General features: G+C 61.6%; 15 protein-coding genes, 3 tRNA genes and 1 pseudogene. 12 read left to right on the top strand and 7 right to left on the bottom strand.

Features of this window, described 5'->3' with window-relative positions; translation table 11 throughout:
- Positions 1–102 precede the first annotated feature (102 nt).
- Entirely contained in the window at positions 103–366 is a 264-nt protein-coding gene (infA, locus tag HMPREF3036_RS03180; RefSeq protein ID WP_005433725.1) for a translation initiation factor IF-1, read from the bottom strand.
- Between the two features lie 321 nt (positions 367–687).
- On the opposite strand from infA, the gene hemG reads away from it, so the two are divergent.
- Both hemG and HMPREF3036_RS03170 read left to right on the top strand, forming a co-directional pair.
- Positions 688–1227, top strand: a complete 540-nt coding sequence (gene hemG, locus HMPREF3036_RS03175) for a menaquinone-dependent protoporphyrinogen IX dehydrogenase (protein WP_005433726.1) — start codon at positions 688–690, stop codon at positions 1225–1227.
- A gap of 252 nt (positions 1228–1479) precedes the next feature.
- On the top strand, positions 1480–3162 hold the full coding sequence (locus HMPREF3036_RS03170) for an AMP-binding protein (protein WP_005433727.1): 1683 nt from the start codon (positions 1480–1482) through the stop codon (positions 3160–3162).
- A gap of 75 nt (positions 3163–3237) precedes the next feature.
- On the opposite strand, the gene HMPREF3036_RS03165 is transcribed toward HMPREF3036_RS03170, so the two are convergent.
- A complete protein-coding gene (locus HMPREF3036_RS03165) occupies positions 3238–3474 on the bottom strand; it encodes an RNA-binding S4 domain-containing protein (protein ID WP_005433729.1) in 237 nt (78 codons plus the stop codon).
- A gap of 253 nt (positions 3475–3727) precedes the next feature.
- On the opposite strand from HMPREF3036_RS03165, the gene HMPREF3036_RS03160 reads away from it, so the two are divergent.
- Together HMPREF3036_RS03160 and HMPREF3036_RS03155 are read left to right on the top strand one after the other, a co-directional pair.
- Entirely contained in the window at positions 3728–4087 is a 360-nt protein-coding gene (locus HMPREF3036_RS03160; protein ID WP_062331461.1) for a CidA/LrgA family protein, read from the top strand.
- Between the two features lie 2 nt (positions 4088–4089).
- Complete coding sequence (locus HMPREF3036_RS03155; protein ID WP_005433733.1) at positions 4090–4821, top strand: LrgB family protein; 732 nt, start codon at positions 4090–4092, stop codon at positions 4819–4821.
- Positions 4822–4899: 78 nt separating this feature from the next.
- On the opposite strand, the gene HMPREF3036_RS03150 is transcribed toward HMPREF3036_RS03155, so the two are convergent.
- Positions 4900–6408, bottom strand: coding sequence for an SLC13 family permease (locus HMPREF3036_RS03150; RefSeq protein ID WP_005433739.1), 1509 nt, complete (start codon positions 6406–6408; stop codon positions 4900–4902).
- Between the two features lie 278 nt (positions 6409–6686).
- Positions 6687–7775, bottom strand: a complete 1089-nt coding sequence (locus tag HMPREF3036_RS03145; RefSeq protein WP_005433740.1) for an NAD(P)H-dependent flavin oxidoreductase — start codon at positions 7773–7775, stop codon at positions 6687–6689.
- Positions 7776–7851: 76 nt separating this feature from the next.
- On the opposite strand from HMPREF3036_RS03145, the gene mnmA reads away from it, so the two are divergent.
- Positions 7852–8940, top strand: a complete 1089-nt coding sequence (gene mnmA, locus HMPREF3036_RS03140; protein WP_005433742.1) for a tRNA 2-thiouridine(34) synthase MnmA — start codon at positions 7852–7854, stop codon at positions 8938–8940.
- 237 nt (positions 8941–9177) lie between these two features.
- Positions 9178–9783: a helix-turn-helix transcriptional regulator gene (locus HMPREF3036_RS03135; protein ID WP_062331459.1), complete on the top strand. Its 606-nt coding sequence runs from the start codon at positions 9178–9180 to the stop codon at positions 9781–9783.
- Positions 9784–10067: 284 nt separating this feature from the next.
- Here HMPREF3036_RS03135 and HMPREF3036_RS03130 read toward each other — a convergent pair whose 3' ends face one another.
- The 3 genes from HMPREF3036_RS03130 to recA form a co-directional block, all read right to left on the bottom strand.
- On the bottom strand, positions 10068–10805 hold the full coding sequence (locus HMPREF3036_RS03130; RefSeq protein ID WP_005433750.1) for a TerC family protein: 738 nt from the start codon (positions 10803–10805) through the stop codon (positions 10068–10070).
- 145 nt (positions 10806–10950) lie between these two features.
- Positions 10951–11769 (bottom strand): recombination regulator RecX, encoded by an 819-nt coding sequence (recX, locus tag HMPREF3036_RS03125; RefSeq protein ID WP_005433752.1) that lies wholly within the window; start codon positions 11767–11769, stop codon positions 10951–10953.
- Between the two features lie 112 nt (positions 11770–11881).
- The gene (recA, locus tag HMPREF3036_RS03120; RefSeq protein WP_005433754.1) at positions 11882–12997 is read right to left on the bottom strand and encodes a recombinase RecA; all 1116 of its coding nucleotides are present in this window, start codon (positions 12995–12997) and stop codon (positions 11882–11884) included.
- 389 nt (positions 12998–13386) lie between these two features.
- On the opposite strand from recA, the gene HMPREF3036_RS03115 reads away from it, so the two are divergent.
- The 6 genes and pseudogenes from HMPREF3036_RS03115 to HMPREF3036_RS03090 all read left to right on the top strand — a co-directional run bounded on the left by HMPREF3036_RS03115 (position 13387) and on the right by HMPREF3036_RS03090 (position 16570).
- A tRNA-Lys gene (locus HMPREF3036_RS03115) sits at positions 13387–13462 on the top strand.
- 25 nt (positions 13463–13487) lie between these two features.
- Positions 13488–13563: transfer RNA gene (locus HMPREF3036_RS03110), tRNA-Lys, on the top strand.
- A gap of 32 nt (positions 13564–13595) precedes the next feature.
- Positions 13596–13671 (top strand) — tRNA-Lys (locus HMPREF3036_RS03105).
- Between the two features lie 180 nt (positions 13672–13851).
- Positions 13852–14901, top strand: coding sequence for a methionine ABC transporter ATP-binding protein (locus HMPREF3036_RS03100; protein WP_005433756.1), 1050 nt, complete (start codon positions 13852–13854; stop codon positions 14899–14901).
- Entirely contained in the window at positions 14891–15544 is a 654-nt protein-coding gene (locus HMPREF3036_RS03095) for a methionine ABC transporter permease (protein WP_005433758.1), read from the top strand. Before HMPREF3036_RS03100 ends, HMPREF3036_RS03095 begins: the two co-directional genes overlap by 11 nt.
- Before the next feature lie 225 nt (positions 15545–15769).
- A pseudogene (locus HMPREF3036_RS03090) lies at positions 15770–16570 on the top strand (MetQ/NlpA family ABC transporter substrate-binding protein).
- Positions 16571–16619: the final 49 nt, after the last annotated feature.

The raw sequence follows: 16619 nt of genomic DNA, 5'->3' as shown, positions 1-16619 counted from the left end.
CACCCGTTAGAACGTGCCCATGCCGAGCACACAAAGAAAACCCCCGGGCCATGCGGCTTCGGGGGTTTTTCAATTTTTCACGCGGTCTGACGACCGGGCCTCTTAGCGACGGCGGTTGCCGTTCTGGGCACCGGCGGGCGGACGGCCTTCGATGTGACGGAAGGTGATGCGGCCCTTGGTCAGATCGTACGGCGAGAGCTCGAGGGACACCTTGTCGCCCGCGAGAATGCGGATGTGATGCTTGCGCATCTTGCCGTTGGTGTAGGCCACCAGTTCATGACCGTTGTCAAGTTTGACGCGATAACGGGCATCGGGCAGCACTTCAAGCACCTGGCCCGACATCTCGATGAGATCTTCCTTTGCCATATTCTTCCAAGTTGATCCGCCGGGTCCTCAAAAACAAAAAAAGGCTGCACGTCGGGCAGCAGGCGGACACGGCGATGGGTGAAACTATCGACGGCGAACGGTCGCCGTCACAAGTGCGTGATTGTAGCACTGATTGTCCTTGCAACATCGGGTTTTACCCGCAATCTTCGTCGTTTCTCCCCATACGGTTAAGGCTCGGACAATATACACTTGGCTAAAATACAGGCGGGAGTAGGGAAGACCTGCGAAAGCCCTGCTCTTGAAACACATTTTTCGGCGTGCGCTCGCCTGCGCGCCGGCGACCCTTTTGGAGAATAGAACATGAAGACGGTGCTTGTTGTTTACGACAGCCGCTCCGGCCATACCGCTCGTATCGCCCGCCGCATTTGGGAAACCATCATTGCCGAAGGCCACCAGGCCGACATGATGCACGTGCTTGAAGCCGACCGCGAAGGCGTCGACTGGAACAAGTACGACCTTGTCATCTGCGGCGCTCCCGTCCTCTACGGCGTGTTCCGCAAGCAGTTCCTCGCCTTCGTCAACCGTTGGAAGGCCGTCCTCGACGCCAAGCCCAACAGCTTCTTCAACGTGACCGTCATCGCCCGCAACCCGGCCAAGGCCACGCCCGAAGGCAACGTCTACTGCCGCAAGTTCCTTGAGAACAACCCGTGGCACCCGAAGGACGTCAAGTGCTTCGCCGGCAAAGTCGACTACCCGAACTGGAGCTGGATCGACGCCAAGCTCATCCAGATGATCATGAAGATGACCAAGGGCCCGACGGAAATGACGGCCGTCATCGACTACACCGACTGGGAAGCCGTTGAAGATTACGCCCGCCACTGCCTGACGCTCGAAGCCTAAGCCTTCCGCTCAGGTTCCGCACACGAAAAGCCTCCGGAATCCGGAGGCTTTTTGCGCATATAGGGGTTAAGTCGTGTTTTTTGACCTCGTTTTCGCGTCCTCGTGCCGCTAAACTTAAGCTAGGTGCGCTTGTCCGCCTTTCGCCGATGTTCATCAACGGCGCGGGCCATGGGAGCCAAGCCTTCCTTCGGGCGCATCCGCACCGCCGGCTCAGGCCGGCCACCATCGCAAGAATTCGAAGATCACTAAGACATGACTCAAAGCTTTCCCTGGTACAAGAGCTACCCCGCAGGCGTCCCGCACGAAATCAATCCGGACCGCTATCCGAGCATTCCGGCCGTCCTCGACGACATCGCCGCGCGCTACCCCGACAAGGTGGGGTACACCAACATGGACTGCGGCCTGACCTACAGCCGCACGGCTGCGCTCACCAAGGAACTCGCCGCCTACCTCCAGAGTCTCGGCCTCAAGCCCGGCGACCGCGTCGCCATCATGATGCCGAACCTTCTGCAGTACGTCATCGCCATGTACGCCTGCCTGCGCGCGGGCTACATCGTCGTCAACATCAACCCGCTCTACACCTCCCGCGAGGTCAACGGCACGCTGCGCGACTCCGAGGCGAAGGCGATCATCATCATCGAGAACTTCGCCAAGACACTCCAGAACGCCCTGCCCGGCACGAAGTGCGAGCACATCATCACGACCGCTGTCGGCGACCTCTTCCCGTTCTTCAAGCGCACGCTCGTCAACTTCGTCGTGCGCAAGGTGAAGAAGATGGTGCCCGAATACTCGCTCCCGAACGCCGTCGGCTTCAACGAAGCGCTTGAGATCGGCCGCCGCCACGGCTTCACCGCCCATGAGATCCACAACACCGACATCGCCTTCCTGCAGTACACGGGCGGCACGACCGGCGTTGCCAAGGGCGCCATCCTCACGCACCGCAACCTCCTCGCCAACCTCCAGCAGGTGGGCTACTGGCTTGCGAGCGCCTGCAAGGAAGGCGAGGAAGTCGCCCTCACGGCGCTGCCGCTCTACCACATCTTCTCCCTCACGGCAACGCTCTCCTTCACGCAGTTCGCCGCGAACATGGTGCTCATCACCAACCCGCGCGACATCGACGGGCTGGCCAAGGAATGCGCCAAGTGGGACTTCTCCATCATCGTCGGCGTCAACACGCTCTTCACCGCGATGCTCAACAACAAGATCTTCTGCGCCCACAAGTTCACGCGCCTCAAGGTCACCGCGGGCGGCGGCTCCCAGGTGCAGCGCACCATCGCCGAACGCTGGAAGCAACAGACGGGCTGCAACATCCTCGAGGCCTACGGTCTCACGGAATGCTCGCCCGGCGTCTGCGGCAACATCCCCGAGGCTCCGTGGGACGGCTCGGTGGGCGTGCCCATCCCGTCGACCGAAGTATCCATCCGCGGCGAAGGCTTCCGCGACCTCGGCTGTTGCCCGTCGCCCGACAAGATTCCCGAATACACAGGCGAGATCTGCGTGCGCGGCCCGCAGGTCATGCAGGGCTACTGGAACAAGCCCGAGGAGACGGCCGCCGTTCTTCGCGACGGCTGGCTGCGCACGGGCGACGTGGGCCACATGGACATGAACGGCAGCATCACGATCACGGACCGCAAGAAGGACATGATTCTGGTCTCCGGCTTCAACGTCTATCCGAACGAAGTCGAAAACGTGATCGCGAGCATGCCCGGCGTGCTTGAAGTGGGCGTCGTGGGCGTTCCGAGCGCCAAGTCCGGCGAAACCGTCAAGGCCGTCATCGTGCGCAAGGATCCCGCCCTCACCGCCGACGACGTCAAGAAGTACTGCCGCACCCAGCTCACGGGCTACAAGATGCCGCGCGAGATCATCTTCGTCGACTCGCTCCCGAAGACCGCCGTGGGCAAGATCCTGCGCCGCGAGCTCAAGGACATCCAATAATTCTGCTGCAGCCCCATGAAAAAATGCCAGTTTCCTGCGGAAGCCGGCATTTTTGCATTATCTTGACGTGCGGACTCAGTCCCGTGCGGCAAAGGCCGGATCGGCCTTGAGCACAACGGTCAGGCCCTCGAGCTCCACGCGCTCGCCGCCGCGGAGCTTCCTCGTCTTGCGAAGCTCGACCTCGCCGTCGACGCGCACGAGGCCCTCGGCGACCATCGCCTTGGCATGAGCGCCGGAGTCGGCCGCGCCGACAGCCTTGAGAAGGGCGTCGAGCGTGATGAGCTCGCCCTTGATCTGAAATTCCTGCTTCATAGAAATTCGGCGCGCAGTCCCCGGGACGGGAGAGGACGCGCCGTCCTCCTCTTCAAGTTCGGCCAGGCAGCCCGTCGGAGCGGTCCTCTTCCGAAGACAAGAACCGCCGACACTTCAACTTTCCTAACCTAAGTCAAATCCGAATGCCCCCACGACAGGCGCCGTAGTGACACAATCAACACCTTGACACCTTTCATACGTGCAAACCCTAGCACGCCGAAAGACGGTCAGAACATTTTACGGTACTTCTTTCATGCTTTCCGCCATCGCACTCATTCTGGCCTTTCAGGTCGTCGGCGAAGTCATCAGTCGCAGCGCGGGCATTCCCGTTCCGGGTCCCGTGATCGGCATGATCCTCATGCTTCTCGCCTTTTTCGTCAAGGACGATCTCATCGGCCGCATCCGCCCAACGGGCGGCGTGCTCCTATCGAACCTGTCGCTTCTCTTCGTGCCGGCGGGCGTGGGCGTCATGCGCTACGGCGACCTTTTCCTTCGCGAGGGCCTCGCCATCGGCGCCGTGCTTGTGATCTCAACCCTCATCGCCATGCTCGTGACCGCCTACACCATCATCTTCGTCGACAAGCTCGTGCACAAGAACAAGAACAAGGACTGACCATGCAGGACATTCTTCAGCAGCTCTCGCCGATCCTCGGCAATCCCGCCCTCTGGCTTGCCGTCACGCTCGTCGCCTTTATCTTCGGCCAGCATCTCTACAAGCTCACGCAGTTCAATCCGCTCTTCACGCCGATCATCGTGGCCGTCGTGAGCATCATCGTCGTGCTGCTCGTCATGGGCGTGCCCTACGAGCAGTACTTCCAGGGCGCAGGCGTCATTCACTTCCTGCTCGGGCCCGCGACCGTGGTGCTCGCTGTGCCGCTCTTCGAGCAGCGCCAGAAGCTCGTCGAGCTCTGGCTGCCCCTCACCTGCGGCCTTCTCGCAGGCAGCGTAGCCGCCATCGTCTCCGTCGTTGCCTTCGGCTGGCTCTTCGGACTCTCGGCCGAAACAATGATCTCCATGATTCCGAAGTCCGTCACGACACCGATCGCCATGGGCGTGTCCGAAGCCATGGGCGGGCGCCCCGACCTGACGGCCTGCCTCGTCGTGATCACGGGCATCTTCGGCTCCATCGTCGGCCGTCCGCTCTTCAACCTCTGCCGCATCACGTCCGACCCAGTGCGCGGCGTGACGCTCGGCCTCGCCGCACACGGCATGGGCACGAGCGCCGCATTCCAGATCTCGAACAGGGCGGGCGCCTTCGGCGGTCTAGCCATGGGCCTCTCCGGCATCATCACCGCCTTCCTTGCGCCGCTCATCGCAGGCCCCCTCATGAAGCTTCTGGGCATCTGAGCCTGCCTGCACCTCAAATGAAAGCGCGCGCCTCCTTTCGGGGGTGCGCGCTTGTTCGCTTGTTTTTCAGAGAGGCGGTCAGAGGATTACTGCGGCCACGCAGGTGATGATCACGACGCCGAGGATGTTGAGCCAGAAGCCAGCCTTCACCATGTCTCCGATCTTCAGACGGCCGGTGCCGAACACGATCGCGTTGGGCGGCGTGGCGACGGGCATCATAAAGGCACAGGAAGCGGCGAGCGCGGTGGTCACGAGGAGGCCGGAGGCATCGATCTTGAGCGCATCGGCTGAGGCGGAGATGAGCGGCATCATCGTGGCGGCAAGTGCGGTGTTCGAGGTCACTTCGGTAGCGAAGGTCACGAGGGTAGCGACGCCGGCCATCATGGAGACTTCACCGAGGCTGCCGAGGGCCGTGGCCTGAGCGCCCACCAAGGCAGCGGCGCCAGTGCTCTGCAGAGCGGCCGCCATCGTGAGACCGCCGCCGAAGAGGAGCAGCACATCCCAAGCGATCACGTCCTTGGCCGAGGACCAGTCAAGAGCGTGGATGCCGCGCTTGGAGTCGACGGGGATCGCGAAGAGCAGGAGGCCTGCAGCCATGGCGATGGTTTCGTCCTTGAGGGCCGCGAAGGGCTTGGCGCCGTCGAATTCAAGGCCGCGGATGACCGGGCCGAAGATCCAGAGGACGGCCGCGAGGACGAAGACCGCCAGAACGATCTTTTCACCGCGGGACATGGCACCGAGCTTGCGAAGCTCGTTGCGGACCCAGTCCTTGCCGCCGGGAATGCCTTCCATCTTGCAGGGGAAGAGAACGTTCACTAGCAGGAAATAGGTGGCTGGGAGCAGCAGGAGCGCAACCGGAAGGCCGATCTTGAGCCAGTCAATGAAGCTCACGGTCTCGCCGTAGGTCTGTTCCATGAAGCGGACGTAGATGCCGTTCGGGGGCGAGCCGATCACGGTGACCATGCCGCCGATGGAGGCCGCGTAGGCGATGGAGAGCAGCACGGCGATGCCGAAGTTGCGTTCATCCTTGCCGATGACTTCGCTCTTCTGGGTGGAGCGCACGACGCCGAGCACGGCGATGGCAATGGGAACCATCATGGCGGCAGTCGCCGTATTGGACACCCAGGCGGAGAGGCCGGCAGTGGCCAGCATCAGGCCGAGCACCATCTGCTTGGGCTGGGTGCCGAAGAGGCGCAGCGTCAGCAGTGCGATGCGGCGGTCAAGGTGCCAGCGGTGGATGCCGGCCGCGAGCAGGAAGCCGCCCAGGAAGAGGAAGATCGTCCCGGAGGCGTAGTTGCTCATCGCAGCCTTGGCGGACGTGATCTGCAGAAGCGGATACACGACCAGTGGAATCATTGCGGTCGCCGCAATCGGAAGCGCTTCGGTAAACCACCAGATCGCCATCCACACGGTCACGCCCATGCAGGCGCGGCCCGCATACGGGAAGGCGGTTTCAACGCCCTGGGAGTTGATGTAGCTTTCAGGCAGAAGGAAGTAGGTCAGCAGCCCCAAGATCGGGCCGGCGACGAGCGCCAGAAGCTTGCCCCTGTTGGACATGGCGCCGATTTCAATACTGGATTCGGTCATGGTTGAACCCTCAGTTAATGTTGATCGAATCCCGCCTACCGATCCGTGAAATCGTAAACGAGTTCTGTTCGGTTGATAGTAATCAAGCCCGAAACCCTTTTCAACGACACATATTCAAGGGATAACCCGCAAAACCAGGTCACATATTTCACAATACGAAAGCGCGTTCCGCATTGTGAAATTAACCCCCAAGTCCGAGGGGTTTTACCTAAGTCGGACGCCGTACGTCGATTTTCAAGGTGTTGCGACGATTTTGAAAATCTATCCGTTTGTTTGATTCAGTCTGCGCGACGGGGAAAGAGCGCATGCACGCAGTCGGCAGTCCGCCTGTAGGCGCTGCGGCCTGCGGACTGTCCCAGAGGCAGCATGACGAGGTCGTTGCGTCCGACTTCGGAGGCACACCTGTCAAGGGGGCCCATCAGGGCCTTCTGAGCGGGGTAGCCGGCCGTCATGAGCTCCCAGTCGTCGAGGGCCTCGACGAGCGCGTTTCTGAGCACGCGGCTGAGCCTGCCGTTGTAGATGCGCGTGAGTACGGTGTCGCAGGCCGTGCCGAACTCCGCGTAGTAGCGGTGCGCGTCGCAGGCGCTGGACTCGGCCGTCGTCAGCAGGGCCGTGCCGACGGACACGCCTGCAGCGCCCATGGCCAGAAGTGCGTTCACCTGCTCGGCCGAGGCGATGCCGCCCGCCGCGATGACGGGCAGCCCCGTCGCGCGGACGGCGGCGGGCACGAGGGACATGAGACCGACGAGAGCGTCCTCGGGATCCTCAAACGAGAGGCGCGGGCCCGCGGCCTCCGCTCCCTGAACGATGACGGCGCCGCAGCCCGCGGCGCGCAGGACCTTGGCCTCACGGAGCGTCGTGGCGGTGCCGATGTTGACGATGCCGAGTTCGGCGAGCTTCTCCTCCTCGGGCTCGCGGAAGCCGCCGAAGGACGAGATGACGGCTGCGGGCCTCACCTCGAGCGCCGCATCGAACTGCTCGAAGAAGTCGGGGCGGGTGCAGCCCTCGAGATCGTAGCGTTCGGCATAGGAGGCGCCTTCGCCTGCGGGCAGCTCGAGCTCCTCGAGCAGCATCGAGACGGCGTCGCCGAAACGCTCGAAGCGTTCCGCCGCATCCGCGGGCGCGTCGACGGGCACAGCAAGGTTCACGGCGAAGGGCTTCTGCGTGAGCTCCTTCACGCGCGCGGCAAAGGCGCGGATCTCGTCGGGAGCGAGACCGGCGGCGGGAATGACGCCGAGACCGCCCGCCTCGGACACGGCCGCCACGAGCTCAGGCGTGGCAATGCCCTCCATCGGAGCATTGAGGAAGGGCACCTCGATGCCAAGAAGTTTCGCAAAGCGGGTGCACGATTCGTTCGTCTGAGACATAATTGCCACGATCTCCTAATTAATGAATTCAAGGGTACGTCCCGATTCTATCCCGACTTACCGACCATATATACGTATGTCCAAGAAAACCGTCGTCATCGGCCTTTCGGGCGGCGTCGACTCCTCTGTCAGCGCCTGGCTCCTCAAGGAGCAAGGCTACAACGTCATCGGCCTCTTCATGAAGAACTGGGAGGACGACGATGACAGCGAATACTGCTCCTCCCGTCAGGACTTCATCGACGCGAGCGCCGTCGCCGACGTGATCGGCATCGACATCGAGGCCGTCAACTTCGCGAAGGAATACCGCGAGCGCGTCTTCTCCGACTTTCTACGCGAATACAGCGCAGGCCGCACGCCCAATCCCGACGTTCTCTGCAACGCAGAGATCAAGTTCCGCGCCTTCCTCGACCATGCCATGGCCATGGGGGCCGACCTCATCGCCACGGGGCACTACGCCCGCGTCCGTCACACGGACGACGGCGTCCAGCTGCTGCGCGGCGTCGATCCCGGCAAGGACCAGAGCTACTTCCTGCACCGCCTCACCCAAGAGCAGATCTCCCGCGTGATCTTCCCCGTGGGCGAAATCTGCAAGACCGAGGTCCGCCGCATCGCCGACGACCTCAAGCTTCCCAATGCGAAGAAGAAGGACTCCACGGGCATCTGCTTCATCGGCGAGCGTCCGTTCCGCGAGTTCCTCAACCGCTATCTGCCTACCCAGCCCGGTCCGATCCGCATTCCCGACGGCACGGTCGTGGGCGAGCACATGGGCCTTTCCTTCTATACGCTCGGCCAGCGCAAGGGCATCGGTGTGGGCGGCCGCCACGACTCCACGGGCGAGCCGTGGTTCGTCGCGAAGAAGGATCTTGCCACCAATACGCTCTGGATCTGCCAGGGACACGATCACCCGTGGCTTCTCGCGCACGAGCTCAAGGCCGTCCATCCAAGCTGGATCTCCGGACATGCGCCCGAGCTTGACGCCGAGCTTACGGTGAAGACCCGCTATCGCCAGCCCGACGATCCCTGCAGACTCGAGTACGTCTCCGAAAAGAACTTCACGCTTGGCTTCGACAAGCCTCAGTGGGCGGCCACGCCCGGCCAGAGCGCCGTTCTCTATCAGGGCGACGTCTGCCTCGGCGGCGGCTTCATCGACACCGTGAAGCACTGACCCGTCGCCGTCCCGGCCGCCATGAGTCACACGCTCGACAGACATGGCGGCCGCAGGCAGGGCACGACAGCCGCCCCTCAAACCAATTCCAACCACGACCCAACCATCACATGCAGACAACCGACCTCAATCCGCTGGCGCAATGGCTGTGCCACGAAAGGAAGAAACACGGCGGTGTCCGCCAGCACCTCGCCGACAAGCTTGGCATCAACTCCACCACCCTCAGGGAATACGAGATTGGCCGGTACGCCCCCCATCGCGCACATTCAGAACATCCTCGGTCCCGCGCCTGAAGACGTGATCGAATGGGTGCACGACCGAGCGCTCCACCCCGACACCAACCAGCGCAGGTCATGCGATATCGACCGTACACCTTTCGAAAAGTGGATTTACGACAACTGCCAAAAGCTCGGCCTCAACCTTGAGAAGTTCGCTGCCAGACATGGCGTGCATTCCACCACCCTCGGGGACTACGAGGTTGGAAAGGCAAACATTTCGGACGTCAAGCTCATGGAGCTGGTCCGGATGTACAGCGTACCCGAAGCCTACGAAGAATGGCGCAAACTGCGCCATCTCTCCGGACAGGATCCTCGAAGCCATTCAGGAGACCTCAATGACGGCCTCTGCCGCTTCGGCATCCTCCTGCGCACACTGCGAAAGGAACTGGGAGTGAGTCAAAGAGAATTGTGTCGCGCGCTCGGCAAGGACAGCAAGTACATCTGCAACCTTGAATATGGATACACCCGTGTCACCCCGGAGATCATCCTGCGGATCGCCAACTATCTGAACGTGCCCGAGAGAATTCCCGATTTCTTCGCTGCGGTTGACGAAGACGACAACTAGGCGACCGAGCAGGGCCTCGACGACAGTCATCTGAGCGAACAGGGGCTTCGTGCACGCGAAGAGCGCAGGGCAATGGAACTGTCTCAAAAGGAGCTGGCGGAAATCGAGGGCGTCACGGCCAAACAGATCTGCAGGCGCGAGACCGAACGCCTGACTTGGAAGGCGAAGATGAAGGAAGAGAAGAACAAATGAGGCTTGACCTCCTTCCGACGCCCGCCTGAAACAAAAAAAGCGCAGCCCTTGCGGGCTGCGCTTTTTTGGGTACTGCATCAGAGGGAGGCAGCTCAGCTGCGATCCTTTTCCATTTCCTTCGCAAGCAACTTCTTCATCTTCGCCTTGCCGAGGAAGTGACCGATGAGGATCACGAGCGCCGCACAGCCCACGGAGAGCGGGTAGTGCATCATGAAGGCCTGTTCGGGCCAGCGCGTCGTGACGAACACGTCGGAGGCGATCATGCCGCCGGCAATCCAGCCGAGAAGGCCTGCGCCGAAGTAGATGATGGCGGGGAAGCGGTCGATGAGCTTCAGGATGATCTGGGAGCCGAAGACGATGAACGGCACCGAGACGAGCAGCCCGAAGATGATCAGGAGCGTCTGATGGGTCTCATGAGCCTGCTGGGCGGCGCCCGCAATGGCGATCACGTTGTCGAAGCTCATCACGAAGTCCGCGACGATGATGGTCTTGATGGCGCCGATGAGCTTGCTGCTGCCCTCGACCTTTTCATGATCGCCGTCCTCGGGAAGCAGGAGCTTGGCGCCGATCCAGACGAGAAGCGCACCGCCCGCCACCTTGAGGAACGGGAGGTCGAGAAGCATCACCGCGCAGGTGATCAGCACGACGCGCAGGGCGATGGCGCCGGCCGTGCCCCAGAAGATGCCCTTGTTGCGCTGGCTCTCAGGCAGGTTGCGGCACGCCATGGCGATCACGACGGCATTGTCGCCGCCGAGAAGAATGTCGATCATGATGATCTGGCCGACCGCAGCCCAATGCAGGTTGGCAAGCAGATCGAAGAGATATTCCAAAATAGCCTCCGTGGGAAAATCTCAAAAACAGGTAGCCGATGATTTTAACAAAAGCAACAGGAAAAAACTTGAAATCCCCCGCCTCGAATCCGCTTCAGGACAGGGATCGGGAGCCCATTCGAACAATGAGCCGGCAAACAAATCGCTAGGCCATGTCGTCAGGCGGCTCGACGGCGCCCTTGAGCACCCTGCTGATGGCGCTCATGCCGAATCCGCGGTACATCATGAAGCGGATCTGCCTGTCGCGCTCCTTCCTGTCCGCAGGCAGCTCTCCAAAGCGCCTTGCCCACAGCCTGTAGGCCCTGACCTCCTCGGGCTCCTCGATCTCGTCCATCGCAGCATCGACATGCTCGCCCGCCACGCCGCACTGGCGCAGCTCCCGCCTGATGCGGGCGTCTCCCATGACCCTTGACCTTGAGCGGGCGCGGCTTTCGGCAAAGCGCGCGTCGGAAAGATAGCCCGCGCCCTCGAGCCTGTCGAGCACGCGCCCAACCTCGTCCGGATCCTCATCCTCCGACAGGGAGCGGCGGAGCTTCGCCTCAAGATCCCGTCTGGAATACTCGCGGCGGGCCAGCGAGCCGATCGCCCTGACGAAAAGACTCGGGCGCTCCTTCTTCGGACGGGCGGCCTTCTTCTGCGCCTGCCGGCTCTCGAGCTCCTCGGGATCGTTGCAGAAGTCGTCGTCACTTTCATAGGTGCTCCGCTGGCGGCGCGGCAGCACCTTGGGCGCCGTGCGAACGATGCCCGAGGCCTCGTCGACGCCCGTGACGATTTCGCCGAGCCCCGAGCTGCGCCCGACGCGCCTGACGGCGGGCTCTTCGCTGCGGCGCACGGGAGGCGTCTCCAAAGGAAGCGCACGTGCGGGTTCCGCGGCGGACCGCACGGCCTTCTCTTGCGAATCAGCGGGCACGAGTCCGTCGTCACCCCAGACGAAGAGCTCGCCTTCCTCCCAGTTTCTTCCCATTTCCCTTCTCCCACGGATCATTCACGGAAAAAAAGGGGACGGTCCTCCATGTCCGGACCCCCCCCTTTTCCCTGAAGCCGTTCTTCAATCCGGTCCGAAAACCGGCTCTCCATTACAGATCTATGTCGGCGTCGGCCAGCGGCAGATCATCCTCGGGCATGCCCTCGTCATCACCGTCGACGGCGGAGATGCTCTTGAGGTGGATGCCCTTCATCTCGCGGATCTTCTGCTCGACCTCGCCGCAGACGTCGGGATGCTGCTTGAGGAACTCGCGCACGTTCTCCTTGCCCTGGCCGAGGCGCTGGCCGTTGTAGGAGTACCAGGCGCCGGACTTCTCAAGCACGTTGAGCTCGGTGCCAATGTCGATGATCTCGCCGTAGCGGGAAATGCCCTCGCCGTAGAGGATGTCGAACTCTGCCTGCTTGAACGGAGGCGCAACCTTGTTCTTGACGACCTTGACGCGGGTTTCGTTGCCGATCACCTCGTCGCCCTTCTTGATGGCGCCGATGCGACGAATGTCGAGACGCACGGAGCTGTAGAACTTGAGCGCGTTGCCGCCCGTCGTGGTTTCCGGGTTGCCGTAGCCGCCGATCTTCATGCGGATCTGGTTGATGAAGATCACCATGGACTTCGTCTTGGTGATCGAGCCCGTGAGCTTGCGCAGGGCCTGGGACATCAGGCGGGCCTGAAGGCCGGGCAGCGCGTCGCCCATGTCGCCCTCAATTTCGCTCTTGGGCGTCAGCGCGGCGACCGAGTCCACGACAATCAGGTCGACGGAGCCCGAGCGCACGAGGGCGTCGGTGATCTCAAGGGCCTGTTCGCCCGTGTCGGGCTGGGAGATCAGAAGGTCGGAGAGCTGCACGCCGAGACGCTGTGCGTACTGGACGTCGAGCGCGTGTTCCGCGTCGATGAAGGCGCACGTACCGCCGATCTTCTGCATTTCGGCGATGACCTGCAGGGAGAGCGTCGTCTTGCCGGAGGATTCGGGACCGAACACCTCGATGATGCGACCGCGGGGCAGACCGCCCACGCCGAGCGCAAGGTCAAGGCCCAGGGAGCCCGTGGACACCGTCTCGATGTCCTCGACTTCGGCGCCGTCGGCCATGCGCATGATGGCGCCCTTGCCGAACTGCTTTTCAATATTGGCAAGCGCGACGCTGAGCGCCTTCTTGCGTTCTTCCCCTTCGCAACGACCGGGGCGGGTCGGATTCGCGGACTTGGCAGCCATGACGGACTCCTGTCTCAAACAATCACAATACTAAATATTTATGAATGCACGATAATCAATTTACATCTCGAATGGCAGGATCATTTCACTAGCCTCGACGCACAAAGGATCATCCGCTTCACCTGCAAGACGGGAGTTTTGAGCACCCTGCCGCCTTGTTCGTTACCGTCATGATGCCTGAAAAAATCCCGCTTGCCAAGGTCTACTTTGTTGGTGTTTACCCTAACAAAAAACACCTTTACATTCTATTTACGGGCGCGGAATGATTGCCTTAGGCGACAGGCTCACCAACTTTTTTTTCATGCACTATTGACAGGTCCGGAAGGCACGTGCATAATTCGTTTCCTCAGTTAGTTGTTCACGTCGTTTGTGACTCATCTGCGGCAAACGGGTCGTTAGCTCAGTTGGTAGAGCAGCGGACTTTTAATCCGTTGGTCGTGGGTTCGAGTCCCGCACGACCCACCACAACTATCTGCGGACAATCTGGAATGGGAACGTAGCTCAGTTGGTAGAGCAGCGGACTCTTAATCCGTCGGTCCAGGGTTCGAATCCCTGCGTTCCCACCATTCCTTCTCTGTCCGATACAATCTGCTTGTGTGGGAACGTAGCTCAGTTGGTAGAGCAGCGGACTCTTAATCCGTCGGTCCAGGGTTCGAATCCCTGCGTTCCCACCACACCTCCCAATGATCCTGCTGACAGATGGTCCGCGGGATTTTTTTTTTCGTTCCTCTCTTCCCTTCCGGCGGTAATACCTCAAGCATCCGCCCATTTCCCCGCGCTTTCGCTCCCTTTGCGCCGCACAACAGGTAAACTGTCCGAACCTTCCCCTTTGCGATTCATACGCACATAGAAAAATGATCAAGCTTGACCACATAACCCAGACCTACAAGACGCCTGAAGGTCGGGAGTTCAAGGCCCTCGACGACGTGTCGATCGAGATCCGCCCCGGCGAGATCTTCGGCATCATCGGCCGCTCCGGCGCCGGCAAGAGCACGCTCGTGCGCTGCATCAACCTTCTCAACCGCCCGAGCGAAGGCACCGTCACGGTCGACGGCAAGAACCTCACCGAGCTCTCCGAAGACGAGCTGCGCGAAAGCCGCCGCAGCATCGGCATGATCTTCCAGCACTTCAACCTGCTGAGCTCCCGCACGGTCTACGACAACGTCGCGCTCCCGCTCGAGCTCGTCGGCACGCCCAAGAACGTCATCCGCGAAAAGGTCGAGCCGCTTCTCAAGCTCGTCGGCCTCACCGAACACGCCCACAAGTATCCGTCCCAGCTCTCCGGCGGCCAAAAGCAGCGCGTCGGCATCGCCCGCGCCCTGACCAACGACCCCAAGGTCCTTCTCTCCGACGAGGCCACCTCGGCCCTCGACCCCGAGACGACTGTCGCCACCCTCGCGCTTCTCAAGCGCATCAACAAGGAGCTCGGCCTCACGATCGTCATGATCACACATGAAATGCAGGTCGTGAAGCAGATCTGCGAGCGCGTCGTCGTGATGAACTACGGCAAGATCGTCGAGCAGGGCAAGGTCGTCGACATCTTCATGTCGCCGCAGCACGAAACCACGAAGGCCCTGATCGGCAACGTGATGGCCCGCGACATGCCGGCCTCCATTCTCGACCGCTTCCGCAAGGCTCGCGAAAACCATCCCAACAGCGACGCAGTCTACCTGCTTCGCCTCGCCTTCTCGGGCAACGAAGTCACGCGCCCCGTCATTTCCGAATGCTCGCGCCGCTTCAACCTCGACTTCAACATCCTCCGCGGCACTGTCGACGACGTCCAGGGCCAGACCCTCGGCTCGCTCACCGTACTCATCGAGGCCGAAAGCAGCGTATTCATCGAAGCCGTCAACTTCCTGAGGGAGAACGGCGTGGTCGTTGAGGAGATCAATGATGTCAAGTAATCTCATTCAGATGATCTGGGACTCCTTCCTGGAGACGATCATCATGGTCGCCATCTCCGGCGGCATCGGCGCCCTCGCGGGCATTCCCCTCGGCATCCTGCTCTTCGTGACGGACCGCAAGTCCTTCCTTCCGATGCCGGGCTTCAACGCCGTTCTCGGCACGGTGATCAACGCTCTCCGCTCGGTGCCGTTCATCATCCTGCTCGTGGCGATCATTCCGTTCACCCGACTCATCGTCGGCTCCTCGATCGGCACGGCCGCCGCCATCGTTCCTCTGACACTCTCGGTGGCGCCCTTCATCGCCCGAATCGTCGAGACGAGCCTGCGCGAAGTGGACAAGGGCCTCGTCGAGGCCGCCCAGTCGATGGGTGCCACGAATATGCAGATCATCACGAAGGTCCTGCTTCCCGAAGCCATGCCCGGCATCGTCGCGGGCCTGACGATCTCGATCATCAGCCTGATCGGCTACTCCGCCATGGCCGGCGCCGTGGGCGGCGGCGGTCTCGGCGACCTCGGCATCCGCTACGGCTACCAGCGCTTCATGCCTGAAGTCATGTGGACCGTCGTGATCGTGCTGATCATCCTCGTTCAGGGCATCCAGAGCTTCGGCGACTGGATCGTGCGAAGGATCTCCCACAAGTAAGCTCAGCAGGACACTGCAGAAGGCGCGCTGCTCGAAAGCGGCGCGCTTTTTTTCAATCCCTCGTGTTCCATCTCCCTCAAACCGGGCGGAACATCAGGTGTTTTCCGTATGCCGGTGTGCGGTAATCAACATACCTTCAATCTCCCCGACGGCCCCCTGCACCCGCGTGCATAATGCCGCCATGCCCCGCCTCGGGGCGGTTCATACCCGAAAAGGACATTCCGAATGAAACGCCGCACCCTTGTCGCCGCCGCAGGCATTCTTGCCATTGCCGGCAGCATTCCGCTCTCCGCGCTCGCCGCCGAAAAGACCATCGTCGTCGGCGTCACCGCAGGCCCGCATGCCGAAATCATGGAAGTCGTCAAGAGGATCGCCGAAAAACAGGGCATGAAGATCCGCATCGTCGAATTCAACGACTTCGTGTAGCCCAACGCGGCGCTCGTCGCGGGCGATCTGGACATCAACTCGTTCCAGCACAAGCCCTACATGGACCAGCAGAACGAGGACCGCGGCTACAAGCTCGCCTCCGCCGCCCCCACCATCACGTTCCCGCTCACCTACTACACCCGCAAGGGCTACAAGACCCTTGCGGACCTTCCCCAGGGCGCCCGCGTCGGCATTCCGAACGATCCGACGAACGCCAACCGCGCCCTGCACATGCTCGAGGAACAGGGACTCGTGAGACTCAATCCGAAGGCCGGCATTCGCGCCACCGTCCTCGACATCATCGATAACGCCAAGAAGCTCCGCATCATCGAGCTCGACTCCGCCCAGCTGCCCCGCAGCCTCAAGGACCTTGATGCCGCCGCCATCAACGCGAGCTACGCCGAGCCCGCAGGACTCACGCCCGCCAAGGACGGCATCGCCCAAGAACGCCCCGACGGCCCCTACGCCAACATCCTCTGCGTCCGCGCCGAGGACCTCTCCAAGCCCTGGGTCGCCAAGTTCGTCCAGTGCTACCACTCCCCCGAAGTCAAGGCATTTGTAGAAAAGCGCTTCAACGGGGGCATGATCTGCGCCTGGTGATGCTAATATGCAATGAACAAACACACCCTCGTTTTTCATAAGCATTACC

The sequence above is a fragment of the Sutterella sp. KLE1602 genome (genome assembly GCF_001578585.1).
In the GTDB taxonomy this organism is placed as follows: Bacteria; Pseudomonadota; Gammaproteobacteria; order Burkholderiales; family Burkholderiaceae_F; genus Sutterella; species Sutterella wadsworthensis_A.
This window is presented reverse-complemented; position numbering and strand designations above follow the sequence as displayed.